Below are 23,956 nucleotides of genomic sequence, written 5' to 3' on the forward strand. Positions count from 1 at the left end.
CGCCCGCCGGCCACGGCCCGGGGGGCCACCGCCGCCCTCGCGGCGGTCGTCGTCCTGGGGACGGCGCTGCTGCTCGGGGCGGCCGAGTGGCTCGCCCGGGTCGGGGCGGAGTCCGTGCTGGCCCGCGCCGTGCAGGAGCGGACCGGCGTGCTGGAGCCGCCCGAGGTGGAGGTGCACGGCAGCCCGGTCCTGCTCCAGGCGCTGCGCGGTCGCTACGACGACGTCGAGGTCGACGTCGACACCCTGTCCTCCGGCCCGGTGCGGCTGCGCGACGTCCACGCCGAGCTGTCCGGCGTGTACCTCTCCTTCCACGACCTGCTCGACGGCAACACCGACCGGATCTACGTCGAGCGGTCCGCCGAGCAGGCCCTGCTCACCTACGACGACCTCGACCGCTACCTGCGCTTCACCGGCCGCCCCCTCGACGCCGAGCCGGCCGGCGACGGGCAGCTGCGCCTCACCGGGACCGTCGACGTGCTCGGTGGGGCGCGGCCGGTCTCCGCCCTCGCCCGGGTCGCCGCCGAGGAGGGCGCGCTGCTGGTGCGCCCGGAGGAGCTGAGCACGCCCGTGCCGCTGGACGGCGTCGAGGAGGCCCTGCTGACCCAGCGGTTCACCTTCCCGGTGCCCCTGGACCCCCTGCTGTTCGAGGACCGCGGCGTCGACGTCACCGTGCAGCCGGACGGCCTGGCGATCCGCACCGCCGGCAGCGGCGTCGTCCTCGGCTCCTGACCCGCGGGTCACGGGAGTGTGACGGAAACCACCTTCACCGGGTGGGTCCCGGCCGGCGTTCCTACCGTCGGGAGCATGGACACGACCACGACCCACCGTCGCCGGATCGCGCCCGGTGTGCTCGCCGGCGCCCTGCTGCTGGTGCCGCTGGCCGGGTGCGGGGGTTCCGGTGACGACGCCGCGCCGGAGGCGACCGCGACGGCGTCCGCTCCCGCCGAGGGGACCACCGCGCCGTCGGGGACCGCCGAGCCCGGCGCGACCGGCAGCGACGGCGGCACGAACGCCGACGTCGACTGCGCGGGCACGTCGTGCTCGGTGACCCTCGCCGGGAACGGGGCGCAGGCGGAGGTCCTGGGGACGCCGATCGTCCTGGGCGCCGTGGAGAACGGCCGGGCGACCGTCCGGGTCGGCGACCAGGAGCTCACCTGCGGCCAGGGGGAGAGCGTCTCGGCCGGCCCGCTGACCCTCGCCTGCACGACCGTCACCGAGGACGCGCTGACCCTGACCGCCTCCCTCGGCTGACCCCGCAGACGTCGCCTTCTTCGACGTCATGACGGTAGCGATGTATCGTTACCGTCATACGGGACGTCGAGGAGGGCGTGATGCACCCCATGCGAGACCACGGTGGCCGCACCACCGGCCGCCGCCACCACCACCCGCGTCGCGGCCACCCGGGCGCCTTCGACGGGCCGGCCGGACCGCGCCGCGGAGGCCGTGGCCGGGCCGCGCGCGGCGACGTCCGCGCCGCCGTCCTGCTCCTGGTCGCCGAGCAGCCGATGCACGGCTACCAGCTCATGCAGGCGATCGCCGACCGCAGCGGCGGCCGGTGGACCCCCAGCCCGGGCGCGATCTACCCGACCATCAGCCAGCTCGAGGACGAGGGCCTGGTCGCCGTCACCGCCGAGGCCGGCCGCAAGCTCGTCACGCTCACCGACGCCGGCCGCCGGCACGTCGAGGAGCGCCGGGAGACCTGGGCCGACCCGTTCGCGGGACGCGGCGCGTCCGACCCCGCGACCGACCTCCGCGGCCCGCTGGAGGAGGTGCACGCCGCCGTCCGCCAGGTCGCCCGCACGGGCACCGACGCACAGCGGGCCGCCGCGGCCGGCGTCCTCGCCGAGGCCCGCCGGTCGCTCTACCTGCTGCTGGCCGACGGTCCCGAGGCGCCCGCCGGTGGACCCACGGCCGCCGGCTGAACCCGCCGATCGGGTCGCGGTCCCCCGCCAGAGCAGCACCGACTGCACCACCGGCCGAGCACCCTGGTGCGCCGTGCGCTGGCGTGAGCGGTGTGCGCCACGGAGAGTCGGACGGGTGACCACCACGCACACGCCGGTCGAGCACCTCGACGTGCTGGTCGTCGGGGCCGGGATCTCCGGCATCGGCGCCGGGCGGTACCTGACCACGGAGCTGCCGCGGAGGAGCTTCGCGATCCTGGAGGCGCGCGAGACCTCCGGCGGCACCTGGGACCTCTTCCGCTACCCCGGCATCCGGTCGGACTCCGACCTGCACACCTTCGGCTACGAGTTCAAGCCGTGGCGGGACGAGCAGTCCATCGCCGACGCGCCGCGGATCCTCGCCTACCTCCGCGAGACGATCACCGAGAACGGCCTCGACGAGCGCATCCGCTACTCGCACCGGGTGCTCTCCGCCGCCTGGTCCACGCCCGAGGCCCGCTGGCTGGTCGAGGTCGAGCGCACCGGCACCGGGGAGCGGCTGCAGCTGTCGGCGGGCTGGCTGTTCTGCGCCGGCGGCTACTACCGCTACGACGAGGGCTTCACCCCGGTGTTCGACGGCCGCGAGCGCTTCCGCGGCCCGATCGTGCACCCGCAGCACTGGCCGGAAGGACTGGAGTACGCCGGCAAACGCGTGCTGGTCATCGGCAGCGGCGCCACCGCGGTCACGCTGGTGCCCGCGCTGGCGGAGACCGCCGGCTCCGTGACGATGCTGCAGCGGACGCCGTCCTACGTCATGCCGGTACCGCGCACCGACGTCCTCGCCGACAGGCTGCGCGCCTGGTTCGGCGACGAGCGCGGGTTCGCGCTCACCCGGCGCAAGAACATCGCCCGCGGCATCGGGATCTGGAGGTTCTGCCAGAAGTACCCCAGGGCGGCGCGGAAGCTGATCCGCTGGGTCAACGCCAGGCAGCTGCCGGAGGGCTATCCGGTCGACGAGCACTTCAACCCGCCCTACGACCCGTGGGACCAGCGGCTGTGCGCCGTCCCCGACGGCGACCTGTTCCGCGCCATCCGCAACGGGACGGCGGACGTCGTCACCGACCGGATCGCGACCTTCACCGAGGACGGCGTGCTGCTGGAGTCCGGCCGGGAGCTGCAGGCCGACGTCGTCGTCACCGCCACCGGCCTCACCGTGCAGGCGATCGGCGGCATCTCGCTGACCGTGGACGGCGAGCCGGTGCACCTGCCCGACACGGTCACCTACAAGGGGATGATGCTGTCCGGCGTCCCCAACTTCGTGATCGCCATCGGCTACACGAACTCGTCCTGGACGCTGAAGATCGGCCTGCTGTGCGAGCACTTCTGCCGGCTGCTCGCGCAAATGGACGCGCACGGGTACGACGTCGCCCGGCCCGAGCCGAGCGACCCGGACATGCCGACCCGGCCGTTCCTCGACTTCGCCGCCGGCTACATCCGGCGCGCGGTCGACCAGCTGCCCCGCCAGGGCGACCGGCTGCCGTGGCTGACCTCGACGAGCTACTCCTCCGACGTGAAGCTGCTGCGCGCCGAGAGCGTCACCGACCCCGAGCTGCACCTGTCCCGCGCCGCCACCGCCGCGGCGGTGACCGCATGACGGCGGCCGAGTCCGACACCGACCGGCTCGTCGAGCTCACCACCGACCTCGTCCACAGCACCGCAGGAAGAACCCGATGAGCAGCGTGCGCGGCAAGGTCGCCGTCGTCACCGGCGCCGGCTCCGGCATCGGCCGGCAGCTGGCCCTCGAGCTGGCCCGCCGGGGCGCCCGTCTCGCGGTGTCCGACGTCGACGAGCCGGGCCTGGGCGAGACCGCCGAGCGGGCCAGGGCGCTGGGGGTGGAGGTGCACGCCTCCCGCCTGGACGTCAGCGACCGCACCGCCGTCGAGGCGTACGCGGAGACGGTGGCCGGGCACTTCGGCGTCGTGCACCAGGTCTACGACAACGCCGGCGTCGCGGGCGGGTCCACGGTGCTGGAGACCGACTGGGCCGAGTACGACCGCGTCTGGTCGGTCAACCTGTTCGGCGTCCTGCACGGCACCAAGGCGTTCCTGCCCCACCTGATCGCCTCCGGCGACGGGCACGTGGTCAACGTGTCCAGCCTCAACGGGATCATGGGCCAGGGCCGCATGACGGCGTACTGCACCAGCAAGTTCGGCGTCCGGGGCTTCACCGAGAGCCTGCGCGCGGAGGTGCTGGCCGCCGGGCACCCGGTGCAGGTCAGCGTCGTCCCACCCCGGCGGGGTCCGGACCAACATCGCGACGGCGGCGTTCGAGCACGCGAAGGCGCAGGGCCGGGAGCTCACCCCGGCCGAGGAGGCCCGCCACCGGGCCTACACCGAGAAGCTGCTCCGGATGCCGCCCGAGCAGGCGGCGCGGATCGTCGTCGACGGGGTGGAGGCCGGCCGGCCCCGCATCCTCGTGGGCAACGACGCCCGGGTCGTGGACCTGCTGGTCCGGCTGGCGCCCCGGCTCTACCCGGTGCTGGTCGCCCGCGCCGAGCGCCGGTTCGCCAGCGGCACCTGACCGCGGGGGACGGCGGACCCGGTCAGGGGCGGCCGGCGTCCGGCACGCGGGCGACGTCCGCCCCGCCCCCCGCCGACGGGTACCGGTCGAAGGCGGCGAGGTCGGCCAGCTGGAGGGTGCGGGCGACGTCGCTCGGTGAGACGACACCGACGACCCGGCCGCCGTCGAGGACGACCGCGCGGCCGTCGCTGCACCCCTCCATGCGCGGCAGCAGCCCGGTCAGCGGCTCGCCCGGCCGGGCCACGGGGATCTCCGCCGGTGGACAGGCGATGTCGCGCAGCCGCGTCGTGGCCCGGGCGGCGGGCGGCACCGAGCGCAGCCGGTTGAGCGTCACCAGGCCGACGAGGGCACCCGAGGGGTCGACGAGCGGATAGGTGCTGAAGCGCCGCACCAGGGCGACCTCGTGCAGGAACCGTTCGACGGTCTGGTCGGGGTCGGCGACGAGCGCGGGACTGCTCATGACCGCGCCCACCGCCAGCCCGCCCAGCCGCCCGGACACCCGCGCGTGCTGCTCCTCGGCCGTCGCCGCGTTCACCACGAACAGCCCGACCAGCGCGAGCCACAGCCCGCCGAACCCGCGGCCGGTGACCAGCTGCAGGAAGCCCAGCGCGATCAGGGCGAAGCCGAAGAGCCGGCCCGCACGCGCCGCGGTCACCGCCGAGGACCACGCGTCGCCGCGGAGGCGCCACAGCAGGGCGCGCAGCAGCCGCCCGCCGTCGAGCGGGGCGGCCGGGACGAGGTTGAAGACGGCGAGCGCCACGTTGATGCCGGCGAGGTACTCCGGGACGGCGACCGGCAGGCCGTCGGCGCCCGCGAGCCGCGCCACGAGGGCGCCCCCGGCGAGGAGGACGCCGAGGAGCAGGCTGGTGAGCGGGCCGACGCCGGCGATGCGGAACTCCGCCCCGGGCGTGCGGGCGCCTCCCCTGAGCCGGGCGACACCGCCCAGCAGCCACAGGGTGATGCCCTCCACCTCGACCCCGTTGCGGCGGGCCACCAGGGCGTGGGCCAGCTCGTGCGCCAGCAGCGAGGCGAGGAAGGCCACCGCGGCCGCGATCCCCGCGGTGACGTACGCGGCGGCACCGCGGCCGGGCAGCACGAGGGGGAACCGGCCGAAGGCCAGCCCTCCCGCGATGATCAGCACGATCACCAGGACGCTGGCGTTCACGCCGACGCGGATCCCCGCGATCCGACCCAGGGCGAAGGTCTCGCTCACGTGGCGCCTCCCACGGCGGATCCCGGTCGAGGGTCACCCGCCGCCCGGTCGGCCAGCCGGAGCACCGCCCCGGCGACCACGTCCGGCCGCATCCGGAGGTCCCGGCGTCCGTCCACCCTCACCAGCCCGGTGGCACCGGTGGGCAGCTCCATGGACGGAGGGTGCCCCCGCCGTCGGACGGTGACACGCGATCGGGCGCCGTGACAGGCTCCGACGGCGGGCCGGATGCGGCCCGCCCACCACCCCTGACCAGGAGGAACGATGGCCTTCCGCGGCATGATGGCGCGCCTGGGCTCCGGCGGCGCCGGCGTCGAGACCGTGCTGGACCGGCAGGAGACGACCCCGGGCGGGGCGGTGACCGGCACCGTCCACGTCACCGGCGGCAAGGTCCCGCAGGACGTCACCGAGGTCCGCGTCGCGCTGCAGGCCACCGTCGAGGTGGAGAGCGGCGACAACTCCTGGCGCGAGGAGGTCACCTTCGGCACGGTCGCCGTCGCGGGCGCCGCGCGGATCGAGCCCGGCGCGCAGCACGCCCTGCCGTTCAGCCTGCCGGTGCCGTGGCAGTGCCCGGTCACCGCGATCGACGGCTGGCAGCTGCGGGGCATGCGCGTCGGCCTGCGCACGCGGCTGGACATCGCGGGCTCGGTCGACCCGGGCGACCTCGACCCGGTGACCGTGCTGCCGCTGCCGGTGCAGCGCACCGTGCTGCACGCGCTGGACGGCCTGGGCTTCGCGTTCCGCGGCGCCGACGTGGAGAAGGGCCGCATCCGCGGCAGCGAGCTGCCCTTCTACCAGGAGGTCGAGTTCGCCCCGCCGTACGGCCTGCGCGGGCGGGTCAACGAGCTGGAGGTCACCTTCCTCGCCGACCTGCAGGGCGTGGACGTCGTCCTGGAGGTCGACCGGCGCGGCGGGCTGCTCAGCGAGGGGCGCGACGTCGGCGGGCGGCTGCGGCTGGCGCACACCGACACCGACGTGCGGGCCGTGGCCGCCCAGCTGGACGCCGTCGTCCGGCAGCTGGGCACCCGCCGCGGCTGGTTCTGACCCCGGCTCACCGCCTGCCGGCCATCAGGACACCGGCCACGGGCAGGGCGACCGCCGCGGCCGCGGCAGCGAACACCGCGACCTGCACCGGACCGGCCGAGCCCGCGGCGGCGACGGCGGCCCCGGCGGCACCCACCCCCAGGGCGGCACCGACCAGCACCAGCGAGAGGACGGCGCGGTCGGTGCCCTCCTCGCCGTCCTCGGCCGGCCGCCGTCCGGCCGTCACCAGGCGTGCGCCCTGCGCGGCCAGCACCGCGGCCACCAGCAGCAGCACGACCAGCACGACCCAGTCCACGGCGGGGGCGTACCCGGCCGGGCGCGGGAACCGCACCCGGCCCGAGGTCGTCACCGAGTCGTAACCGGGCCGGTCGCGGTGTGACGACCCGGTGTCGATCCGTGCCGGGACGGCGGTGCGCACCACCGGGCGGGATACCCGGTCCCCTGGACCGACCCGGCTCCGGCGAGAGGACGCGCAGTGACCCCGCGGCGGCGGCTGCTCCTCCCCCTGCTGCTGCTGGCCCTGCTGGCCGCGTGCGGCCTGGGGCCACAGCCGCGCGGCGAGCCGGTGCCCCTCCCCGAGGCGCTGCCCACCCCACCCCGCCCGCCCGGCAGGGGTGGCGACGACGTCGTCGTCTACCTGGTCGCCGGGTCGCGGCTCGAGCCGGTGGCGCGGGCGGTCCCCGAGGGCCGACCGCAGGACGCCGTCGACCAGCTGCTGGCCGGGCCGACGCGCGCCGAGGTCGCCGGCGGCCTGCGCACCGCGCTGTCCCCGCAGCACCTGACCGTGCTCACCGGCCCCGACGACGACGGCACCGTGACCGTCACGGTCACCCGCGGCTTCGCCGGCATCGGCGGCGGCAACCAGCTGCTGGCCGTCGCCCAGGTCGTCTGGACGGTCACCCAGTTCCCCCAGGTCGACGACGTGCTGTTCGCCCTCGACGGCGGCCTGGTCGCCGTGCCCACCGACGACGGCCTCACCGACCGGCCGGTGGTCCGGTCGGACTTCAGCTCGGTCGCGCCGGCGGCCTCCTCGTCACCGTCCCGTCATCCCACCGCCTCGCAGACCGGCGGGCGGTGACGGAGGCGTGACGAAGCCCCCGTCCGGCGCGGACCCCCCGGCCGGGGCGGGCAGGCAGTCCGCGCACACCCCGCCCGGGACGCCCCCGGGCCACGAGAGAGGACCGTTCATGCGCACTCCCCTGCCCCGCACCGTCCGCACCGCCGCCGTCGCGGTCGCCGCCGTCTCCACCCTGGGCCTGTCGGCCTGCGGCGGGGACACCGCCGGCACCGAGGCCGGCGCGGACGTCGAGGACGTCGTCGAGGAGGAGCCGCCGGCCGACGGCCCCTACGACGGGGTCTACGACAGCGCCTTCTACGACGAGGTGGACAGCTACGCCGGAGAGGAGGTCACCCTCTCCGCCGACGTCGACGAGGTGATCACGCCGGAGGCGTTCACCATCGCCGGCACCGACGACACCAGCGTCGAGGCGCTGCTCGTCGTCGGGGCGACCGGGGACACCGAGCTCGCGCCGGAGACCACGGTCGGGGTGACCGGCACCGTGATGGAGTCCTTCGTGCTCACCGACGTGGAGGAGGACCTCGGCGTCGACCTCGACGACGCGCTGTTCGCCGAGTGGGAGCAGGAGCCCTACGTCGTGGCGGAGAGCGTGGCGGTCCTGGAGAACGCCGAGGGCTGACCCGGCTACCGTCGCGTGGTGGGCCCGGTACCGGCCCGCCACGCGACGGTTCCGGAACCGGAGAGGTGGAGGAGCGCCGAGGTGGGCAGTCCCGGGAGCACGGGCCGAGCCGTCCTGATCATCGAGGACGACGAGCGCATCCGGCGCGTCGTCTCGATCACGCTGCGCCGTGAGGGCCTGGAGGTGATCGAGGCCGGATCCGGCGAGGAGGGCCTGGCCAGGCTGGCCGAGCGGCCCTTCGACATCGTGCTGCTGGACCTGATGCTGCCCGGCCGGGACGGCTTCGAGGTCTGCCGGGAGATCCGGCGGGTGTCCACCACCCCGGTGATCATGGTGACCGCCCGCGCCGACAGCCACGACGTGGTCGCCGGCCTGGAGGCCGGTGCCGACGACTACGTCACCAAGCCGTTCGTGGCCAAGGAGCTGTCCGCGCGCATCCGCGCCCTGGCCCGCCGCACGCGGGCCTCCGGTGCCCGCCCGCGCGTGGTCGTCGGCGACCTGGAGATCGCCCCGGCCGACGGCGTGGTGACCCGGGACGGCGCGGTCGTGCCGCTGACCAAGACCGAGTTCAAGCTGCTGGCCGAGCTGGCCGCCGAGCGCGGCCGGGTGCTCAGCCGCGAGGCGCTGCTGGAGCGGGTGTGGGGCTACGACTACTTCGGCGACTCCCGGCTGGTCGACGTCCACGTCCGGCGGCTGCGCAAGAAGGTCGAGGCCGACCCGGCGAACCCGACGATCGTGACCACGGTGCGCGGCATGGGCTACCGGCTGCCGGAGTGAGCCCGACGGCCGGACGCCGGCCGTGGCCGCTCGGCGGTCCGCCCTCGCTCCGCGGCCGGGCCACCCTCGCGCTGACCGCCGTCGCCGTCGTGCTCACCACCGCCGTCGCCGTCGGCGTCTGGGTCTTCGCCACCCAGTACCTGCTCTACACGCGGCAGAACGTCACGCTCGGGCAGGCCGTGGCCAACGCCTCGCTGGTCCAGCGCGGGCTGTCGGCCGAGGGCCTCTCGCGCCCCCAGCTGCTGTCCCAGCTGCCCCGCGAGACCGGCTCGGTCTCGCTGCTGGTGGACGACGGCGAGTGGAGCACCACCTCGCTGCGGATCGGCCAGGAGGAACTGCCCGAGGCGCTGCGCAGCGCGGTCCGGGAGGGCACCCCGTCGCGGCAGCGGATCACCGTGGACGGCGAGCCCTACCTGGCCGTCGGCGTGCCGCTGGCCGGGTTGGACGAGGCCTACTTCGAGGTCTTCCCGCTGCGCGAGCTGGACAGCACCTTCGAGGTCCTCGGCGTGCTGCTGGGCCTGGCCGTGCTGGCGGTCGCGCCGGTGTCGGCCGCCGTGGGCTGGTGGGTGACCCGACCGGCGCTGCGCCCGCTGGACCGCATCTCCGCCGCCGCGGCGGCGATCGCCGCCGGCGACCTCGGCGCCCGGATCGACCCCCGCGGGGACCCGTCGCTGGCACCCATCGCCGCGTCGTTCAACGCGACGGCGGCGGCGCTGGAGCAGCGGGTGCGCGCCGACGCCCGCTTCGCCTCCGACGTCAGCCACGAGCTGCGCAGCCCGCTGACGACGATGCTCAACGCCATGGCGCTGGTCGAGGCCTACGCCGACGACCTGCCCGCCGACGGCCGGGAGGGTCTCGCCCTGCTGCGCTCGGAGGTCCTCGACTTCGAGCGGCTGGTGGCCGACCTGCTGGAGATCTCCCGGACCGACGCCGGCAACACCGACCTGGTGATCGAGGACGTGCGGCTGGCCGCGCTGGTCCGGGAGGCGCTGACCCGACGGGCGGCCACGGGCGGCGGCAGCGTCGACCTCACCGTGCGCGCCGACGCCGCCGACACCGTCGTCCGGGCCGACAAGCGGCGGCTGGAACGGGTGCTGCGCAACCTGATCGACAACGCCGACACCCACGGGGGCGGGCTGACCGCGGTCAGCGTGGAGCGCTCCCCGGACAGCGCGTGCGTCGTCGTCGACGACGCGGGCCCCGGCATCCCGGCGGAGGAGCGCGCGGCCGTGTTCGAGCGGTTCGCGCGCGGCAGCGGCAGCACCCGCGCCAGCAGCGACGGCAGCGGGCTGGGGCTGTCGCTGGTGAGCCGGCACGTGCAGCTGATGGGCGGCAGCGTGCTGGTGACCGACGCACCGGGTGGCGGGGCGCGGTTCGTCGTCCGGCTGCCCGCCGACGCCGGGACGGGGCAGCACCCGTGAGGCGCGCCGTCGTCACGCTGGCCGCGGTCGCGGTGCTGTCCGGATGCGGGCTGGGCGCCCAGTCGGCGCCGGAGCCGATCAGCATCCCGCGGCCCTCGACGACCGAGCCGGAGGTCGGCGGCGACCCGGACGGACCCCGGGTCCGCGTGTGGTTCGTCCGCGGCAGCCGGCTGGAGGCGGCCGAGCGCCCGGCCCAGCGGCCGGGCCTGACCCCCGCCCTCGACGCGCTGGTGGCCGGCCCCAGCCGCGGCGAGGTGGTCGAGGGGCTGCGCACGGCGCTGTCGCCGCAGAGCCTGACGCCGGACCGGCCCGCCGCGGCCGACGCCGTGGTGACCATCGCGGTGTCCCGGGAGTTCACCGAGGTCGCCGGCGGCAACCAGCTGCTGGCCACGGCCCAGGTGGTGTTCACCGTGACCGAGTTCCCGGGGGTGGAGGCGGTGCGGATCACCGCGGACGGCTCCCCCGTCGAGGTGCCCACCGACGACGGGCTGACCGCCCAGCCGGTGGGCCGTGACGACTACGCCTCGGTCGCGCCGCCGGACCAGCCTCCGGGCACGCCGTCCTCCGGGGAGGCCCCGCCCGCGGACCCGTCCACCGCGCCGCCCGCCGCGCCCTCGACCCCCGGGCGGCGCCGGCGGGATGTCACCGGACCGTAAGGGACGTCCGCGTTCGGGCCGATCCGTCCCACGGGTAGCCGTCGGCCGATGGCACAGGACACGGGGACCACGGCGCCGGCCGCCCTCCGCTTCGGCGTGCGGGCGCTGCTCGGCTGGGGCGCGGTGCTGCTCGGCGGCGTGCCGTTCCTGCTGCTCTGGCTGCTCGTGCAGCGCTCCTGGTCGCCGCTGGCCGGGCTGGACGGCGAGGTGGCGGCGGGCCTGAACGAGCGGGTCAGCGGCTCGCCGCTGCTGGTGACGGCGCTCCGCTGGGTCACCGACCTGGGCGGCACGGGTGCCGCCGTGCTGGTCATGGTGCTGGCGACGGTGTTCCTGCTGATCCGCGCGCAGCGCCGGCTGGCCGCGTTCGTCGCCGTCTCGGGGATCGGCCTGGCGGTGCTCGGCCCGGTGACCAAGGCGCTGGTGGACCGGGCGCGCCCCGTGGTCGGGTCCCCCGTCGTCGAGACGCCGTCGAACGCCAGCTTCCCGAGCGGGCACTCGATGACCGCGGTCGTCGTCTACGGTGCGCTGCTGCTGCTCGCGCTGCCCGCGGTGCGCCGCCGCGCCCGGCCGTGGCTGGTCGCCGGGACGGCACTGCTCGTGGTCGCCGTCGGGTCCACCCGGCTGGCCCTCGGCGTGCACTTCGTCTCCGACGTGCTCGCCGGCTGGGCGCTGGGCGCCGGCTGGCTGGCGGTCACGGCGGCGGCCTTCCGCGGCTGGCAGCACGACGCCGGACGGCGCACCGACGAGCCGCTGGACCCGCTCGACGTGCCACCGGCCGAGGCGCCGCACCTGGCTCCGTCGGCCGACCCCGCGCTGCCCGGCGGCCGGGCGACCGCGCTCCGGCTGCTCGCCGTGGCCGCCGGGCTGTGCGCCGTCGTCGGCGCGCTGGGGCTGCTGGTCACCGCGGTGCTGACCGACACCTGGCTGGGGCGCTTCGACCGTTCGGTCGTCCAGTGGTTCGTCGAGGTGCGCAGCCCCGCGCTGACGACGGTCATGGAGACGGTCAGCACGCTGTCGGGCACCCGCACCGTCCTCGCCGTCGGACTGGCGCTCGCCGTGCTCGGGCTGGCGGTGGCGGCGAGCTGGCGACCCGTGGTCTTCGTGGTCGTCACGCTGGTCGGCGAAGTGGCTCTCTACTTCTTGAGCTCCCAGGTCGTGTCCCGGGCGCGCCCGGCGGTGGCCGACCTGACCAGCGGCCTGCCCAGCGGGGCGAGCTGGCCGTCGGGGCACGCGGCGGCAGCGGCCGCGCTGTACGGGGCGCTCGCGGCGCTGGTGGTCGTGTACGCCCGCGGGCGGGGGCGGTGGCTGGTCCTCGCCGTCCCGCTGCTCCTGGCACCGGCGATCGGGGTCTCCCGGGTCTACGTCGCGGCGCACTACCCCACCGACGTGCTGGCCGGGCTGGCGCTCGGGGCCCTCTGAGTGTGGGCCTGCGCCGCCGTCCTGCTGCCGCCTCCCGGCCGCGGGGTCCGGGCGGGCACCCGGTGACGGCGCTCCGCGTCGCCGCGGTCGTCGCCGCCGCCCTGGCGCTGCGGCTGTGGGGCTCGCGTCGCGTGGCCCGCCGGCGCGCCGACGGCCCGACGGGCCTGCGCACCGACGACGGCGTGCGGCTGCACGTGGAGGTCGGCGGCTCGCGCGACGCCTCCCCCACCGTCGTCCTGGTGCACGGCTTCGCCGCCCGCTCGTCGATGTGGGACGCCCAGTGGGACCGGCTGTGCGCGGACGCCCGGGTGGTCCGCTACGACCAGCGCGGCCACGGGCGCAGCGGCTGGGCCGGCCGGCTGCGCGCGGGCCCGGACCGGCTCGGCCGCGACCTCGGCCAGGTGGTGGACCGGTACGGCGGGCCGGGTCCGGTCGTGCTGGTGGGGCACTCGATGGGCGGCATGGCGGTCCTGGCCCTGGCCGGGCAGCGACCGGAGCTGGTGCGCGACCGGGTCGCCGGCGTGGCGCTGGTGTCCACCCTCGCCGCACCGCTCGCCCTGGCCGGCAGCACGGCCGACCCCACCGGCCCGGACGACGCCGTCCGCCGGGTCCGGACCTGGCTGGCGCGTGCCGCGGCGTGGGGCCTGTGGCTGGCCACTCCGCTGGTGCACGCGCTGCACCCGTTCCGCACCCGGCCGGTGCAGCGGCTGCTGCGCGGCCGGCTGTTCGCCGCCGACCCGCCGGAGGCCGCCGTGCGCGAGATGACCGACGCCTGGACGACCACGCCGACCGCGGTGACGGCCGCCTCGCTGCCCGGGCTGGCCGGCTACGACCGGCGGGCCGCGGTCGAGGCGCTGCGCGGCGTGCCGGTGCTGGTGCTCACCGGTGCCGACGACGCGACGATCCCGGCGTCCGCCGTCGCCCGGCTGGCCCGCCGGATCGGCCCCCGCGCCCGCCTGGTGACCGTGCCGGGGGCGGGCCACATGGTGCCGCTGACCCACGCCGGCGTCGTCACGCCGGCGCTGCTGGACCTGGTGGCCCGGTGCCGGGCCGCCGACGGACGGAGGACCTCGTGAAGCGCTGGCTCGGGCGCATCGGCGCCCTCCTGGGTGTGCTGCTGGTGCTGCTGGCGGTGTACGGCGTGTTCGTCGAGCCCCGGCTGGTCCTCGACGAGGAGCGCGCCGAGGTACCGCTGCCGCAGCTGGCAGCGGAGGACGCCGGCACCGAGGTCGCCGTGGTCTCCGACTGGCAGATCGGGGCGTTCTTCGACAACGACGGGATGGTGGCGGACGCCGTCGGGACCATCGTGGCCGCCGACCCGGACGTGGTGCTGCTCGGCGGGGACTTCGTGTACAGCGACGACCCGGGCGTCGAGGAGCAGGTCGACCGCGTGGTGGAGCTGGTCGCCCCGCTCGCGGAGTCCGGCATCCCGACCTTCGCGGTGCTGGGCAACCACGACCACGCCACGGGCATGGCCGAGGAGCTCACCCGCGCCCTCGAGGGCGTGGGCATCCCCGTGCTGCAGAACGAGGCGGTGCCGGTCGAGGGGACCGGGGACCTGCACGTCGTCGGCATCGGACCATCGCGGCCGGGGCTGGCCGACGTCGACGCCGCGCTGGCCGACGTCCCCGACGACGCGCCGCGGGTGGTGCTGGCCCACAACCCGACCGTCTTCCCGGAGCTGCCGGCCGGCAGCGCGCCGCTGACGGTGTCCGGGCACACCCACTGCGGCCAGATCGCCATCCCGGGTTTGCCGCGCTGGTCCTACATCGAGCTGACCGAGCAGGAGGAGGTCGTCACCGACGGGTGGGCGCCGGAGGGCTACGGCGCGGAGGGCAACCGGATGTTCGTGACCTGCGGGATCGGCTTCAGCGTCATCCCCGTGCGCGTCAACGCGCCGCCGCAGGTCGCCTTCTTCGAGCTGCAGCCCGGTTCATGACGGTTCGGTGACACAACCGGCCGTGGGTGGGGGCGGGTTCGGTGGACCGGGCAGGAGGAGACCAGGAGCGGGCCGCACCGGCCTGCCGTCGGAGAGGAGTCGCCGTCGTGCGCGCGTACCGTTCCCGGCCGCTGGCCGGGCCCACGCTGGCCGCCGTCCTGGTCCTGGCCGGCGCCGGTCTGTCCGGCTGTGCCGAGGACGACGAGGGCGCGCTGGCACCGGACCTGGAGACCGAGGTCCCCGACCTGCGCGGCGAGGGCGACCTCGACGACCCCTACATCGGCGTGCTCGACGCGGACTTCTACGAGGACCTGCCGGCCTACGACGGCCAGGAGGTCACGCTGCTCGCCGAGGTGGCCCAGGTGCTGTCGCCGCGCGCCTTCACCGTGACCGCGCCGGACGACGCGGAGGTCGGTGAGGTGCTGGTCGTCGCCACGCCCGACGCCGGGGACGCCGAGCCGGAGGCCGGCAGCCAGGTGTTCGTGGCCGCGACGCCGGTGGACTCCTTCGAGGCCGGGGTGGTCGCCGAGGAGCTCGGGCTGGAGGTCGACGTGGCCGAGCTGGCGGAGTGGGACGAGCAGACCTTCCTGGTCGCCGAGGTCCTGCAGCCGGCGTCCTGAGCGAGGCCGAGATGACCGACGTGACCTCGTCCGACGGCACCCGGCTCGCCCTCGTGGTCGAGGGGCCGGACGACGCACCGACCGTGGTGCTCGTCCACGGGCTGGGGTTGTCCACCGACTCCTGGGGCGACGTCCCCGCCCGGCTGGCCGGCGCTCACCGCGTGGTCGGCTACGACCTGCGCGGCCACGCGCAGAGCGGCGACGCCCGCACCGGTGACTACTCGCTGGAGGCCCATGCCCGGGACCTCGACGCGGTGCTCGCCGCGTGCGTCCCGGCCGGGGAGCGGGCGGTCGTCGTCGGGCACAGCCTCGGCGGCGGCATCGTGCTGGCCGCCGCCCGGCGGTCCGGCACCGCGCGGATGGCCGGCGTGGTCTTCGCCGGGTCGGGCGGCTCCGGCGTCACCGCGCCGGGCCTGCCGGCCCGCTCGCTGCCCGCGCCACTGGCGGCCGCCCTGCAACGGGGCTGGTTCGGCGTGCTGCGCGCCGCGGCGCTGGTCGGCCACCGGGTGCGCGGAGTGGAGGCGGTGTCCGACGCCCTGGTCCGCCGATCGGCTTTTGCCCCCGGGGAGCCCGCCGAGCTGGTGGCGCGGGTGCGGGAGAGCTTCCTGACCACCCGGCCACGCGCGCTGGCCGGGACGACGCTGGCCAGCCTCAGCCACGACGGCACCCGCCTCGCGCCGCACCTCGACGTCCCCACGCTGGTGGTGCACGGCACCGCCGACCGGGAGGTGCCCGAGGACGAGGTGCGCGACCTGCTCTCCGCCCTGCCCGACGCCGAGCTCGTGTCCGTACCCCGAGCGGGGCACGTGCTGCCGCTCACCCACGGGCCCCTGGTCGCCGAGCAGGTGGCCCGCTGGGTCGCCCGGACCAGCCCTGCCCGTCCCACCTCGCCACAGGAGGCCTCATGACTCTCTCCCCCACCCGCCGCACGCTGACCGCCGCGTTCACCGGCGCGACCCTGCTGCTGGCCGGGTGCAGTGCGAACGAGCTGGAGGAGGACGCGCCCGCGGAGGACCCCGGCACCGAGGTCGACGGCGGCGCGATCGGCCCGGACACCCGGGTGAACGACGACGTCAGCCTGCTGCAGGTGCAGTTGGAGTACCCGCTGGACGGCGTCTACGAGGTCGGTGAGGACGCGCGGCTGTTCATGGCGGTCAGCAACACCGGCGGCGACCCGGTCGCGCTCACCGACATCAGCGGACCGGACTTCGGCGGGGTGGCCGTGACGACCGAGGAGGGCACCGGGCTGCCGCTCACGGTGGACCCGCAGGACAACCTCTACGTCGGCGCGGAGGGCCCGCCGGAAGTCGTGCTGCTCGACCTCGGCCAGGAGCTGCGCTCCTCCCAGTCCATCCCGGTGACCTTCACCTTCGCCGAAGCCGGCGAGGTCACCATCGAGGTGCCGGTGTCCGCCGAGGGGCAGGACCCGACGAACCCGTTCGACTTCCCGAACGACGACCCCGACCAGGACCCGACCGAGGACGACCCGGCGAGCTCGTCACCCACCGGCTGAGCCGCTGGAGGCCGAGGGCCCGGCGGACCGCTCGCGCGGTCGGCCGGGCCCTCGGCGCAGGTGTTGCGGGGGTGCCGGGTCACCACCAGCCCCGGCGGCGGGCACCCCACGCCATCGGGGGGACCACGACGGCCAGGGTGCCGGCGAGGACGAGGGCGGCCGGGTTCTGCAGCGCGGCGGCGAGGACGAGCAGGGCGGCGACGACGGCCGCGAGCGCCAGCAGGGTGCCGCGCAGCGGAGGGCGGGCGGTGCCGGTGAAGTCGCGCAGCGACGTCCCCAGGAGGGGGTCGTCGCGGTCCAGCTGGGCGGCGATGCTCCGCAGGACGGCGGACTCGTCGTCGGTGAGGGCCACGGGCGGCCTCGCTCTCGTGCTCCGGTCGGGCTGGGACCGGCGACTACCCAGCGTGGAGCGGCTCCACCCACGTCGTCACGCGCTCGCCACGAGGTCGTCACCGGTCCGTTCACCAGCTCCGGCGGGGCCGTGGTCGCGGCGCCGGTCGTGGCCGTCGCGTGCCGGGTGGCGGAACCTCCGTCGCCCACCAGGCCTGCGCCGCCCACCGAACCGTCGCCGGCCTGTGATGCTCGCCGGCCGGTCCCGCTCGGGGTCCAGGAGTGCTCAGCCTCCGACGAGGAAGGCGACGAGGACGGCGAGACCTGTCCCGATCGCGACGACGACCGCCAGGCCGATGAGCATGCGGACAGCCCGGCGCCTGCCCGACCTGTTGCACCTCAGGCCCGCCGCCAGGTCGCCCCACTGGTCCACCTCCCCCGCGGGAGACAGCGGGTGGTGCTCGTAGCGCTCCATCGCGCCATCCTCGCCGAAGCCCGACGCTCGTGGGACGGTCGACCGGGACCGTGGCGCCCAGCCCCCGCCGCCTCCCCCCACGACCAGGGCATCGATCAGTAGGGCGGGGGTTCGGTGACGGCGGTGAGGCCGGTGGGTGTGGTGACGGTCAGGGTGCCGTCGGGTTCCAGGGTGTGGGTCCAGCCGGGGGCCTGGTGCTTGCCGCGGTGGTCCCCGGTGCAGTAGCCGGCCAGGTTCGCCGCGGCGGTCGCCCCGCCGACGGCGTGCGGGCGGGCGTGGTCCAGCTCCCCGGCGCGGGGAAGCGGGCGGCGGCAGCCGGGGAACCGGCAGCGCCGGTCCCGCGCCCGCACGTGGCGGGCCAGCGCCGCGCCCGGCCGGTAGGCGCCGGTCGGGCCGGCGCCGCGCAGCCCGGGACGCCCGGTCAGGTCGTGCCCGCAGGCCTCCGGGGCGCGGCGGCAGGCGCGGGCGCCGCAGTGCCCGGCGCGGCGCAGCGCGGGCAGGTCGGTCAGGGCGCGGAAGGCGCCGGTGACCGCGTCGGTGAGCACGATCCGCGGCCGGTCGGCCAGCCCACCGCCGGCGGTGGCGGCCAGCAGCTCGGCCAGCGCCTGGCGCTGGTCCTCGGCGGCGGCGGCGAGTGCGCTGAGGGCGTCGGGGGCGGCGTCCACCCGCCCGCCGGGGCCGGTGCGCCAGCCGGCCTCTTCCGTGGCCGCCGCGGCCTGCGCGGTGCGCACGCTGCGCCGGGCGTGCCCGAGGGCCAGCCCGGCGGCGTGCACCGCCGCGCCGGCGTCCTCGACCGCCCGGTCCGCGGCCGCCCACCAGCCACCGGCTGGGCGCGGTTCGGGCGGTGTCGATGTGGTGGGCGGTGATCCCGAGCCCGGCCGTGACTGAGTGCCCGGCGCTGCGCCGGGATCGCCAAACGGGGCCAGGCCGTCACCGTCGTCGCGAGCGACATCATCAAGAGCGAACTCGGATGGGAGGGCATCGGGGTCGCAGGCGTCGAGGTCGTGAGCGTCGGGGTCAAGGGCGCCTGCGGCGTCCAGCCAGCTCTCCCCGGACAGGTCATCCGGTGGCCAGTCGGGCTCCTCCAGCCCGCCGGCCAGCAGCCGGGCCTCCACCTGGTCCCACCAGGCGCCCAGCTCGGCCTGCTCGGCCTCCTGCCAGGCCACCCCACCGGCCGGCGGCGCGGTCCCGGCCGGGTCGGTCGGGTCGGCCAGCACCTGCGCCTCGTGATCGGGCAGCACCACGCCTCGGCCGGCCAGGCCGTGCACCAGCTGGCGGACCATCTCCGCGGGGATCAGCTGCCCGTCCACCTCACCGGGGGCGTCCCCACCCAGCAGCGTGCCCATCGAGGCCACCACGCTCAGCAGCACCCGCACCGGCGGCAGATCGGTCTCCCCCGGGCGCAGCACCAGATCCAGCAGCGCGTCGACCATCCGCTGCCCCCGCGTCCGCGCCGGACCACCGTCCTCGTCGGCCAGCGCGTCGGCGTAGCTGCTCAGCGCCGCGTGCAGCGCCCGCGCCTCGGGCATGGTGCACACCACGGTGACCGCGGCCATCCCCTCCGCGCGCTCGGGGCGCAGATACACCCCGCGCTCCCGCATTGCCTTGGCCAGCCGCCGCGCCGCCGCCGCGGCGTCCCGCCGGGCCACCACCCGCCGCGCCTTGTCCCCCAGCTGCGCCGGGGAGGTCACCCCGTTCCGCCGGGCCAGCCACGCGAGCAGGTCGGCCTCGATCTCCGCCCGCAACCCGGCATCGGCGACCGGGGCGACCTTGTCGATCAGGTGCCACAGGTGCCCGCCGTGCACCAACCCCGACTCCAACGCCGCCAAGGTGCCGGGCAGCCGGTGCACCAGGGTCAACGACTCGGACAGCAGCGCCTCGGCGGCCGGCTGGGTCAGGTTCACCGCGATCGCCAGCTCCGGCGTCGCCCACTCACTGACAGCACGAAGCAGATCGGACCGCGCGGCCCACCGCTCGGCCGACATCGCACCCCGCTCACCCTGCGCCCGGTCGGCCGAGGCCGGCCGCGAGGCGGCGAACGCCGCCACCGCCCGCGCCCGACGCGCGGTGGCCCGGCCGATCTCCCGCTCGGCGGCCTGCACCTCCCCCAACGGCCCGGCCGCCCACCCCACCGTGGGCGGCGCGACAGCCGCCGCGCTGGTCCCGGTCGCTTCGTACACGTGTTCGACTGTAGCCGCCGACGGCGACAGTCACAAGGAGAAGCTGCAGCTCAGAGGCGCATGACATCGGCCGCGGGAGCGCAGGAGAGTAGACCGGGCAGTGGCCCGAGCGCGACACCCGACGTCGCCCGCACGCTCGGACCGCACCAGGCGCAGAGGCCGACAAGGCAGCGTCAGCAGACTGCAGACCGGACTTCGCTCGCGCTGACAGACACACCGACCGCCGTCGCGGAGAGCGCAGTCAGAGGCGCACGAGGGTCAGCCGCGGCACAGGCCCGCTGGAGCGCGTGAGAGTGGAGTGGGCAACGGCGCGAGGGCGACACCGGCGTCACGAACGAGTGTGGATCGGAGCAGGCGCGGGGCCCGACACGGGCGGCGTGAGCAGACCGCAGATCGGACGTCGCTTGTGCTGGCAGGTGCCCACTCCTAGCGTGACCGCCGTCACCGGAAATGCCGACGTCAGGAGCCAGTGGTGAAGAAGCTCATCAACGATCCCGCGGACGTCGTCCCCGAGGCCTTGCGCGGCATGGCCGCAGCCCACCCGGAGCTGCGCGTCGACCACGAGAACCGGGTGGTGTTCCGCGGTGACGCGCCGGTGCGCGGCAAGGTCGGCCTGGTGTCCGGCGGCGGCTCGGGGCACGAGCCGATGCACGCCGGGTTCGTCGGCACGGGGATGCTCGACGCGGCGTGCGCGGGCGAGGTGTTCACCTCCCCGGTGCCCGACCAGGTGGCGGCCGCGACCCAGGGGGTCGACGGGGGCGCCGGGGTGCTGCACATCGTGAAGAACTACACCGGCGACGTCATGAACTTCGAGATGGCGGCGGAGCTGGCGGCCGCGGAGAGCGACACGGAGGTCGTCGCGGTCGTGGTCGACGACGACGTCGCCGTCCAGAACAGCCTCTACACCGCCGGACGGCGGGGCGTCGGCGTCACCGTGCTGCTCGAGAAGCTGGCCGGCGCCGCGGCCGAGGAGGGCCGGCCGCTGGCCGAGGTCGCGGAGATCGCGCGGCGGGTCAATGCCACCGGCCGCAGCATGGGCATGGCGCTCACCTCCTGCACCGTCCCTGCGGCAGGCCGGCCGACGTTCGACCTGCCGGACGACGAGATGGAGATCGGCATCGGCATCCACGGCGAGCCCGGCCGCCGCCGCGTCCCGCTGGCCCCGGCCCGCGAGGTCGCCGAGATGCTGGTCGAGCCGGTCCTCAGCGACCTCGACATGACCGGCGGGGACGGGGTGATCGCCTTCGTCAACGGCATGGGCGGCACCCCGCTGCTCGAGCTGTACCTCATGTACGCCGAGGTGGTCGCCGTCCTGGAGAAGGCCGGGGTCGGCGTGGCCCGCAACCTCGTCGGCTCCTACATGACCAGCCTGGACATGGCCGGCTGCTCGGTGACCCTGCTCCGGGCGGACGACGAGCTGCTGCGGCTGTGGGACGCGCCCGTGCGCACCCCGGCGCTGCGCTGGGGCGCGTGACCGTGGTCGACGCCGCCGGGCTCACCGCCTGGGTCCACGAGTTCACCCGGCTGGTGCACGAGCAGCGCGACGCGCTCACCCAGCTCGACGCAGCCATCGGGGACGCCGACCACGGCGCCAACCTCGACCGCGGGACGGCGGCCGCCGTCGCCGCGCTCGAGGCCCAGGCCCCGGAGGAGCCGGCCGCCGTCCTCAAGACGGTCGCGACGACGCTGATCAAGACCGTCGGCGGCGCCAGCGGCCCGCTCTACGGCACCTTCTTCCTGCGCGCCGCCGGCGCGCTCGACGGCGACGACGGCGCCGCGTTCGCCACGGCGGTGCGCGCCGGGTACGAGGGGGTCGTCGCGCGCGGCAAGGCCGAGCGCGGGGACAAGACGATGCTCGACGCGCTCGGCCCGGCGTGCGACGCCCTCGACGAGGCGCTCGGCGCCGGCAAGCCGCTCGACGAGGCGCTCCGGCTCGCCGCGGACGCCGCCGCCCAGGGCCGCGACGCGACCGTGCCGATGGTCGCCCGCAAGGGCCGGGCCAGCTACCTCGGCGAGCGCAGCGCCGGCCACCAGGACCCGGGCGCCACCTCGGCCACCCTGCTGGTCGAGGCCGCCGCCACCGCGCTCGCCGGCCGGGGCTGACCCGCGTGCCGGTCGGGGTGGTCGTCGTCTCGCACAGCCGCGCCCTCGCCGAGGCCGCGGTCGAGCTGGCCCGCGGCATGCTGCCCGGCCGGGAGCTGGCCATCGGGACGGCGGCCGGGGACGTCGACGGTGGCCTCGGCACCGACGCCACCGCGATCGCCGACGCGGTCACCGCGGCCGACAGCGGGGACGGCGTCGTCGTCCTGATGGACCTCGGCAGCGCCGTCCTCTCCGCCGAGACCGCCCTGGAGCTGCTGGACGACGAGGTCCGGGAGCGCGTCGTCCTCTCCCCGGCCCCGCTCGTCGAGGGCCTCGTCGGCGCCGTCGTCACCGCGGCCGCGGGCGCCGGCCGGGACCGGGTCGCGGCCGAGGCGCTCCTGGGGCTCGCCCCGAAGCAGGCCCACCTCGGCGGCTGAGCGAGCCGCTCCACACGGCTCGCTGACCGGGACCGGCGGCTCAGCCGCGTGCTCGGGCAGCACGCCGCCGCCCCGGTCGCGCCGCACCAGGTGGTGGGCCGGGCCGGTCGGCACGTCGTGCAGGTACCGGGACCGTCGGACCCGGCTGCCACCATGGCGCCGTGCTGTTCGCCGACGTCGTCGCCGCCTCCGCCGCGGTCGCGGCCACCCGCTCGCGCACGGCGAAGGCCGCGGCCATCGCCGGCCTGCTGCGCCGCGCGGACGACGACGAGCTGCGGCCGGTCACCGCCTGGCTGGCCGGTGACACCCTGCAGGGCCGCGTCGGCGTCGGCTGGCGCACCCTCACCCGCCTCGCCCACGACCCGGCCCCGGCACCCGCGCTGACCGTGGGCGACGTCGACCGCGCCCTCACCGAGCTGGCCGGCACGACCGGCACCGGCTCGGCGGCCCGGCGCGACGCCCTCCTCGAGCAGCTGTCCACCTGCGCCACGGCCGACGAGCAGCGCTTCCTGGTGCGGCTGCTCACCGGCGAGCTGCGGCAGGGCGCGCTGGAGGGCGTCGTCCTCGACGCGATCGCCACCGCGTCCGGCGTCCCGGCCGCTCGGGTCCGGCGCGCCTTCATGCTCTCGGGCAGCCTGCCGGACACCGCCGCCACCGCCCTGACCGGCGGCGCGGAGGCGCTGGACGCCGTGCACCTGCAGGTCGGCCGCCCGGTGCGCCCGATGCTCGCCGGCCCGGGCTCCTCGCTGGACGCCGCGCTCGCCGACCTCGGCGACGACGTCACCGTCGAGCACAAGCTGGACGGCGCCCGCATCCAGGTGCACCGCGACGGCGACGTCGTCCGGGTGTGGACCCGCACCCTCCGCGAGGTCACCGAAGGCGTGCCGGAGCTGGTCGCGCAGGTGCGGGCGCTGCCGTGCCGTACCGCCGTCCTCGACGGGGAGACCCTCGCCCTGGACGACGACGGCCGCCCGCGCGCCTTCCAGGACACGATGAGCCGTTTCGGCAGCGCCGCGGACGAGACGGTGCTGCTCAGCCTGTTCTTCTTCGACCTGCTGCACCTCGACGGCCGCGACCTGCTCGACGAGCCGCTGGCCGTCCGGCTCGACGCGCTGGCGCAGCTGCTGGCCGGCGAGGAGCACGCGGCGCTGCGGATGCCCGGCGTCCGCCGGCCGACCCCCGAGCAGGCGGCCGAGGTGCTCGACGGCGCGCTGGGCGCCGGGCACGAGGGCGTCGTCGTCAAGGCGCTCGACGCGCCCTACGCCGCCGGCCGGCGCGGCCGGGCGTGGCAGAAGGTCAAGCCGGTGCACACCCTGGACCTGGTCGTGCTCGGCGCGGAGTGGGGGTACGGGCGGCGCTCGGGGAAGCTGTCGAACATCCACCTCGGCGCGCGGGACCCCGACGGCAGTGGGCCGGTGATGGTCGGCAAGACCTTCAAGGGGATGACCGACGAGCTGCTGGACTGGCAGACGCAGACGTTCCCCGGCCTCGCCCGGCAGCAGCACGACTGGGGCGTGCTGCTGCGGCCCGAGCTGGTCGTGGAGGTCGCCCTGGACGGCGCCCAGCGCAGCCCGCGCTACCCCGGCGGGCTCGCCCTGCGCTTCGCGCGGGTGGTCCGCTACCGGCCGGACAAGTCGCCGGCCGAGGCCGACACCCTCGACGCCGTCCGGGCACTGCTCGCCGGCGGCTGAGCGCG

General features: G+C 76.4%; 26 protein-coding genes and 1 pseudogene. 22 read left to right on the forward strand and 5 right to left on the reverse strand.

Going from position 1 to position 23,956, the window contains the following annotated elements:
• Positions 1-69 precede the first annotated feature (69 nt).
• From BLR12_RS06740 to BLR12_RS25100, 6 genes and pseudogenes are all read left to right on the forward strand, one after another.
• On the forward strand, positions 70-729 hold the full coding sequence (locus BLR12_RS06740) for an LmeA family phospholipid-binding protein (protein ID WP_255363389.1): 660 nt from the start codon (positions 70-72) through the stop codon (positions 727-729).
• 75 nt (positions 730-804) lie between these two features.
• Entirely contained in the window at positions 805-1,251 is a 447-nt protein-coding gene (locus BLR12_RS06745; protein ID WP_091375283.1) for a hypothetical protein, read from the forward strand.
• Positions 1,252-1,331: 80 nt separating this feature from the next.
• On the forward strand, positions 1,332-1,922 hold the full coding sequence (locus BLR12_RS06750; RefSeq protein ID WP_091375285.1) for a PadR family transcriptional regulator: 591 nt from the start codon (positions 1,332-1,334) through the stop codon (positions 1,920-1,922).
• A gap of 115 nt (positions 1,923-2,037) precedes the next feature.
• The gene (locus tag BLR12_RS06755; protein ID WP_091375288.1) at positions 2,038-3,534 is read left to right on the forward strand and encodes a flavin-containing monooxygenase; all 1,497 of its coding nucleotides are present in this window, start codon (positions 2,038-2,040) and stop codon (positions 3,532-3,534) included.
• 76 nt (positions 3,535-3,610) lie between these two features.
• Positions 3,611-4,111: pseudogene (locus BLR12_RS25095) on the forward strand (SDR family NAD(P)-dependent oxidoreductase); the annotation flags it as partial.
• Positions 4,112-4,289: 178 nt separating this feature from the next.
• Complete coding sequence (locus tag BLR12_RS25100; RefSeq protein ID WP_255363392.1) at positions 4,290-4,460, forward strand: hypothetical protein; 171 nt, start codon at positions 4,290-4,292, stop codon at positions 4,458-4,460.
• Between the two features lie 22 nt (positions 4,461-4,482).
• Here BLR12_RS25100 and BLR12_RS06765 read toward each other — a convergent pair whose 3' ends face one another.
• Positions 4,483-5,673, reverse strand: coding sequence for a site-2 protease family protein (locus tag BLR12_RS06765; protein WP_091375291.1), 1,191 nt, complete (start codon positions 5,671-5,673; stop codon positions 4,483-4,485).
• 261 nt (positions 5,674-5,934) lie between these two features.
• Here BLR12_RS06765 and BLR12_RS06770 point away from each other — a divergent pair, with 261 nt between their 5' ends.
• The gene (locus tag BLR12_RS06770) at positions 5,935-6,714 is read left to right on the forward strand and encodes a sporulation protein (protein ID WP_091375294.1); all 780 of its coding nucleotides are present in this window, start codon (positions 5,935-5,937) and stop codon (positions 6,712-6,714) included.
• 7 nt (positions 6,715-6,721) lie between these two features.
• Here BLR12_RS06770 and BLR12_RS06775 read toward each other — a convergent pair whose 3' ends face one another.
• The gene (locus tag BLR12_RS06775) at positions 6,722-7,132 is read right to left on the reverse strand and encodes a hypothetical protein (protein WP_143018718.1); all 411 of its coding nucleotides are present in this window, start codon (positions 7,130-7,132) and stop codon (positions 6,722-6,724) included.
• Between the two features lie 57 nt (positions 7,133-7,189).
• Between BLR12_RS06775 and BLR12_RS06780 the strand changes: the two genes are divergently transcribed.
• From BLR12_RS06780 to BLR12_RS06830, 11 genes are all read left to right on the forward strand, one after another.
• The gene (locus BLR12_RS06780) at positions 7,190-7,792 is read left to right on the forward strand and encodes a GerMN domain-containing protein (protein WP_091375301.1); all 603 of its coding nucleotides are present in this window, start codon (positions 7,190-7,192) and stop codon (positions 7,790-7,792) included.
• Between the two features lie 109 nt (positions 7,793-7,901).
• Complete coding sequence (locus tag BLR12_RS24360) at positions 7,902-8,411, forward strand: hypothetical protein (RefSeq protein WP_091375304.1); 510 nt, start codon at positions 7,902-7,904, stop codon at positions 8,409-8,411.
• An 81-nt stretch (positions 8,412-8,492) separates the two neighbouring features.
• Positions 8,493-9,188, forward strand: coding sequence for a response regulator transcription factor (locus tag BLR12_RS06790; RefSeq protein ID WP_091375307.1), 696 nt, complete (start codon positions 8,493-8,495; stop codon positions 9,186-9,188).
• Entirely contained in the window at positions 9,185-10,609 is a 1,425-nt protein-coding gene (locus BLR12_RS06795) for a sensor histidine kinase (protein ID WP_091375310.1), read from the forward strand. Before BLR12_RS06790 ends, BLR12_RS06795 begins: the two co-directional genes overlap by 4 nt.
• A complete protein-coding gene (locus BLR12_RS06800) occupies positions 10,606-11,265 on the forward strand; it encodes a GerMN domain-containing protein (protein ID WP_091375314.1) in 660 nt (219 codons plus the stop codon). The genes BLR12_RS06795 and BLR12_RS06800 overlap by 4 nt, the downstream gene beginning before the upstream one ends.
• Positions 11,266-11,313: 48 nt before the next feature.
• The gene (locus BLR12_RS06805; protein ID WP_091375316.1) at positions 11,314-12,684 is read left to right on the forward strand and encodes a phosphatase PAP2 family protein; all 1,371 of its coding nucleotides are present in this window, start codon (positions 11,314-11,316) and stop codon (positions 12,682-12,684) included.
• A 62-nt stretch (positions 12,685-12,746) separates the two neighbouring features.
• Complete coding sequence (locus BLR12_RS06810; protein WP_091375319.1) at positions 12,747-13,760, forward strand: alpha/beta fold hydrolase; 1,014 nt, start codon at positions 12,747-12,749, stop codon at positions 13,758-13,760.
• Positions 13,757-14,623: a metallophosphoesterase gene (locus BLR12_RS06815; RefSeq protein ID WP_176832388.1), complete on the forward strand. Its 867-nt coding sequence runs from the start codon at positions 13,757-13,759 to the stop codon at positions 14,621-14,623. The genes BLR12_RS06810 and BLR12_RS06815 overlap by 4 nt, the downstream gene beginning before the upstream one ends.
• Positions 14,624-14,730: 107 nt before the next feature.
• Positions 14,731-15,243 carry a hypothetical protein gene (locus BLR12_RS06820; RefSeq protein ID WP_091375323.1) on the forward strand — a complete coding sequence of 171 codons (513 nt, stop codon included), beginning with the start codon at positions 14,731-14,733 and terminating at the stop codon, positions 15,241-15,243.
• Between the two features lie 11 nt (positions 15,244-15,254).
• Positions 15,255-16,151, forward strand: a complete 897-nt coding sequence (locus tag BLR12_RS06825) for an alpha/beta fold hydrolase (protein WP_091375326.1) — start codon at positions 15,255-15,257, stop codon at positions 16,149-16,151.
• Positions 16,148-16,756 carry a copper chaperone PCu(A)C domain-containing protein gene (locus BLR12_RS06830; RefSeq protein ID WP_091375329.1) on the forward strand — a complete coding sequence of 203 codons (609 nt, stop codon included), beginning with the start codon at positions 16,148-16,150 and terminating at the stop codon, positions 16,754-16,756. The genes BLR12_RS06825 and BLR12_RS06830 overlap by 4 nt, the downstream gene beginning before the upstream one ends.
• A 79-nt stretch (positions 16,757-16,835) precedes the next feature.
• Here the strand turns inward: BLR12_RS06830 and BLR12_RS06835 are convergent, their stop codons facing one another.
• The 3 genes from BLR12_RS06835 to BLR12_RS25500 all read right to left on the reverse strand — a co-directional run bounded on the left by BLR12_RS06835 (position 16,836) and on the right by BLR12_RS25500 (position 19,741).
• Entirely contained in the window at positions 16,836-17,108 is a 273-nt protein-coding gene (locus tag BLR12_RS06835; protein WP_176832389.1) for a DUF3040 domain-containing protein, read from the reverse strand.
• A 264-nt stretch (positions 17,109-17,372) separates the two neighbouring features.
• Positions 17,373-17,561, reverse strand: a complete 189-nt coding sequence (locus BLR12_RS06840; RefSeq protein WP_091375335.1) for a hypothetical protein — start codon at positions 17,559-17,561, stop codon at positions 17,373-17,375.
• Positions 17,562-17,656: 95 nt separating this feature from the next.
• On the reverse strand, positions 17,657-19,741 hold the full coding sequence (locus tag BLR12_RS25500) for an HNH endonuclease signature motif containing protein (protein WP_091375339.1): 2,085 nt from the start codon (positions 19,739-19,741) through the stop codon (positions 17,657-17,659).
• 472 nt (positions 19,742-20,213) lie between these two features.
• Here BLR12_RS25500 and dhaK point away from each other — a divergent pair, with 472 nt between their 5' ends.
• From dhaK to BLR12_RS06865, 4 genes are all read left to right on the forward strand, one after another.
• Entirely contained in the window at positions 20,214-21,215 is a 1,002-nt protein-coding gene (gene dhaK, locus BLR12_RS06850) for a dihydroxyacetone kinase subunit DhaK (RefSeq protein WP_091375342.1), read from the forward strand.
• Complete coding sequence (gene dhaL / locus BLR12_RS06855) at positions 21,212-21,844, forward strand: dihydroxyacetone kinase subunit DhaL (RefSeq protein ID WP_091376545.1); 633 nt, start codon at positions 21,212-21,214, stop codon at positions 21,842-21,844. The genes dhaK and dhaL overlap by 4 nt, the downstream gene beginning before the upstream one ends.
• A gap of 5 nt (positions 21,845-21,849) precedes the next feature.
• Entirely contained in the window at positions 21,850-22,260 is a 411-nt protein-coding gene (gene dhaM, locus BLR12_RS06860) for a dihydroxyacetone kinase phosphoryl donor subunit DhaM (RefSeq protein WP_091375345.1), read from the forward strand.
• 161 nt (positions 22,261-22,421) lie between these two features.
• Positions 22,422-23,951 carry an ATP-dependent DNA ligase gene (locus tag BLR12_RS06865; RefSeq protein ID WP_091375348.1) on the forward strand — a complete coding sequence of 510 codons (1,530 nt, stop codon included), beginning with the start codon at positions 22,422-22,424 and terminating at the stop codon, positions 23,949-23,951.
• The last annotated feature ends 5 nt before the right edge of the window (positions 23,952-23,956 follow it).

It is taken from the genome of Geodermatophilus sp. DSM 45219 (genome assembly GCF_900104025.1).
Taxonomy (GTDB): Bacteria; Actinomycetota; Actinomycetes; order Mycobacteriales; family Geodermatophilaceae; genus Geodermatophilus.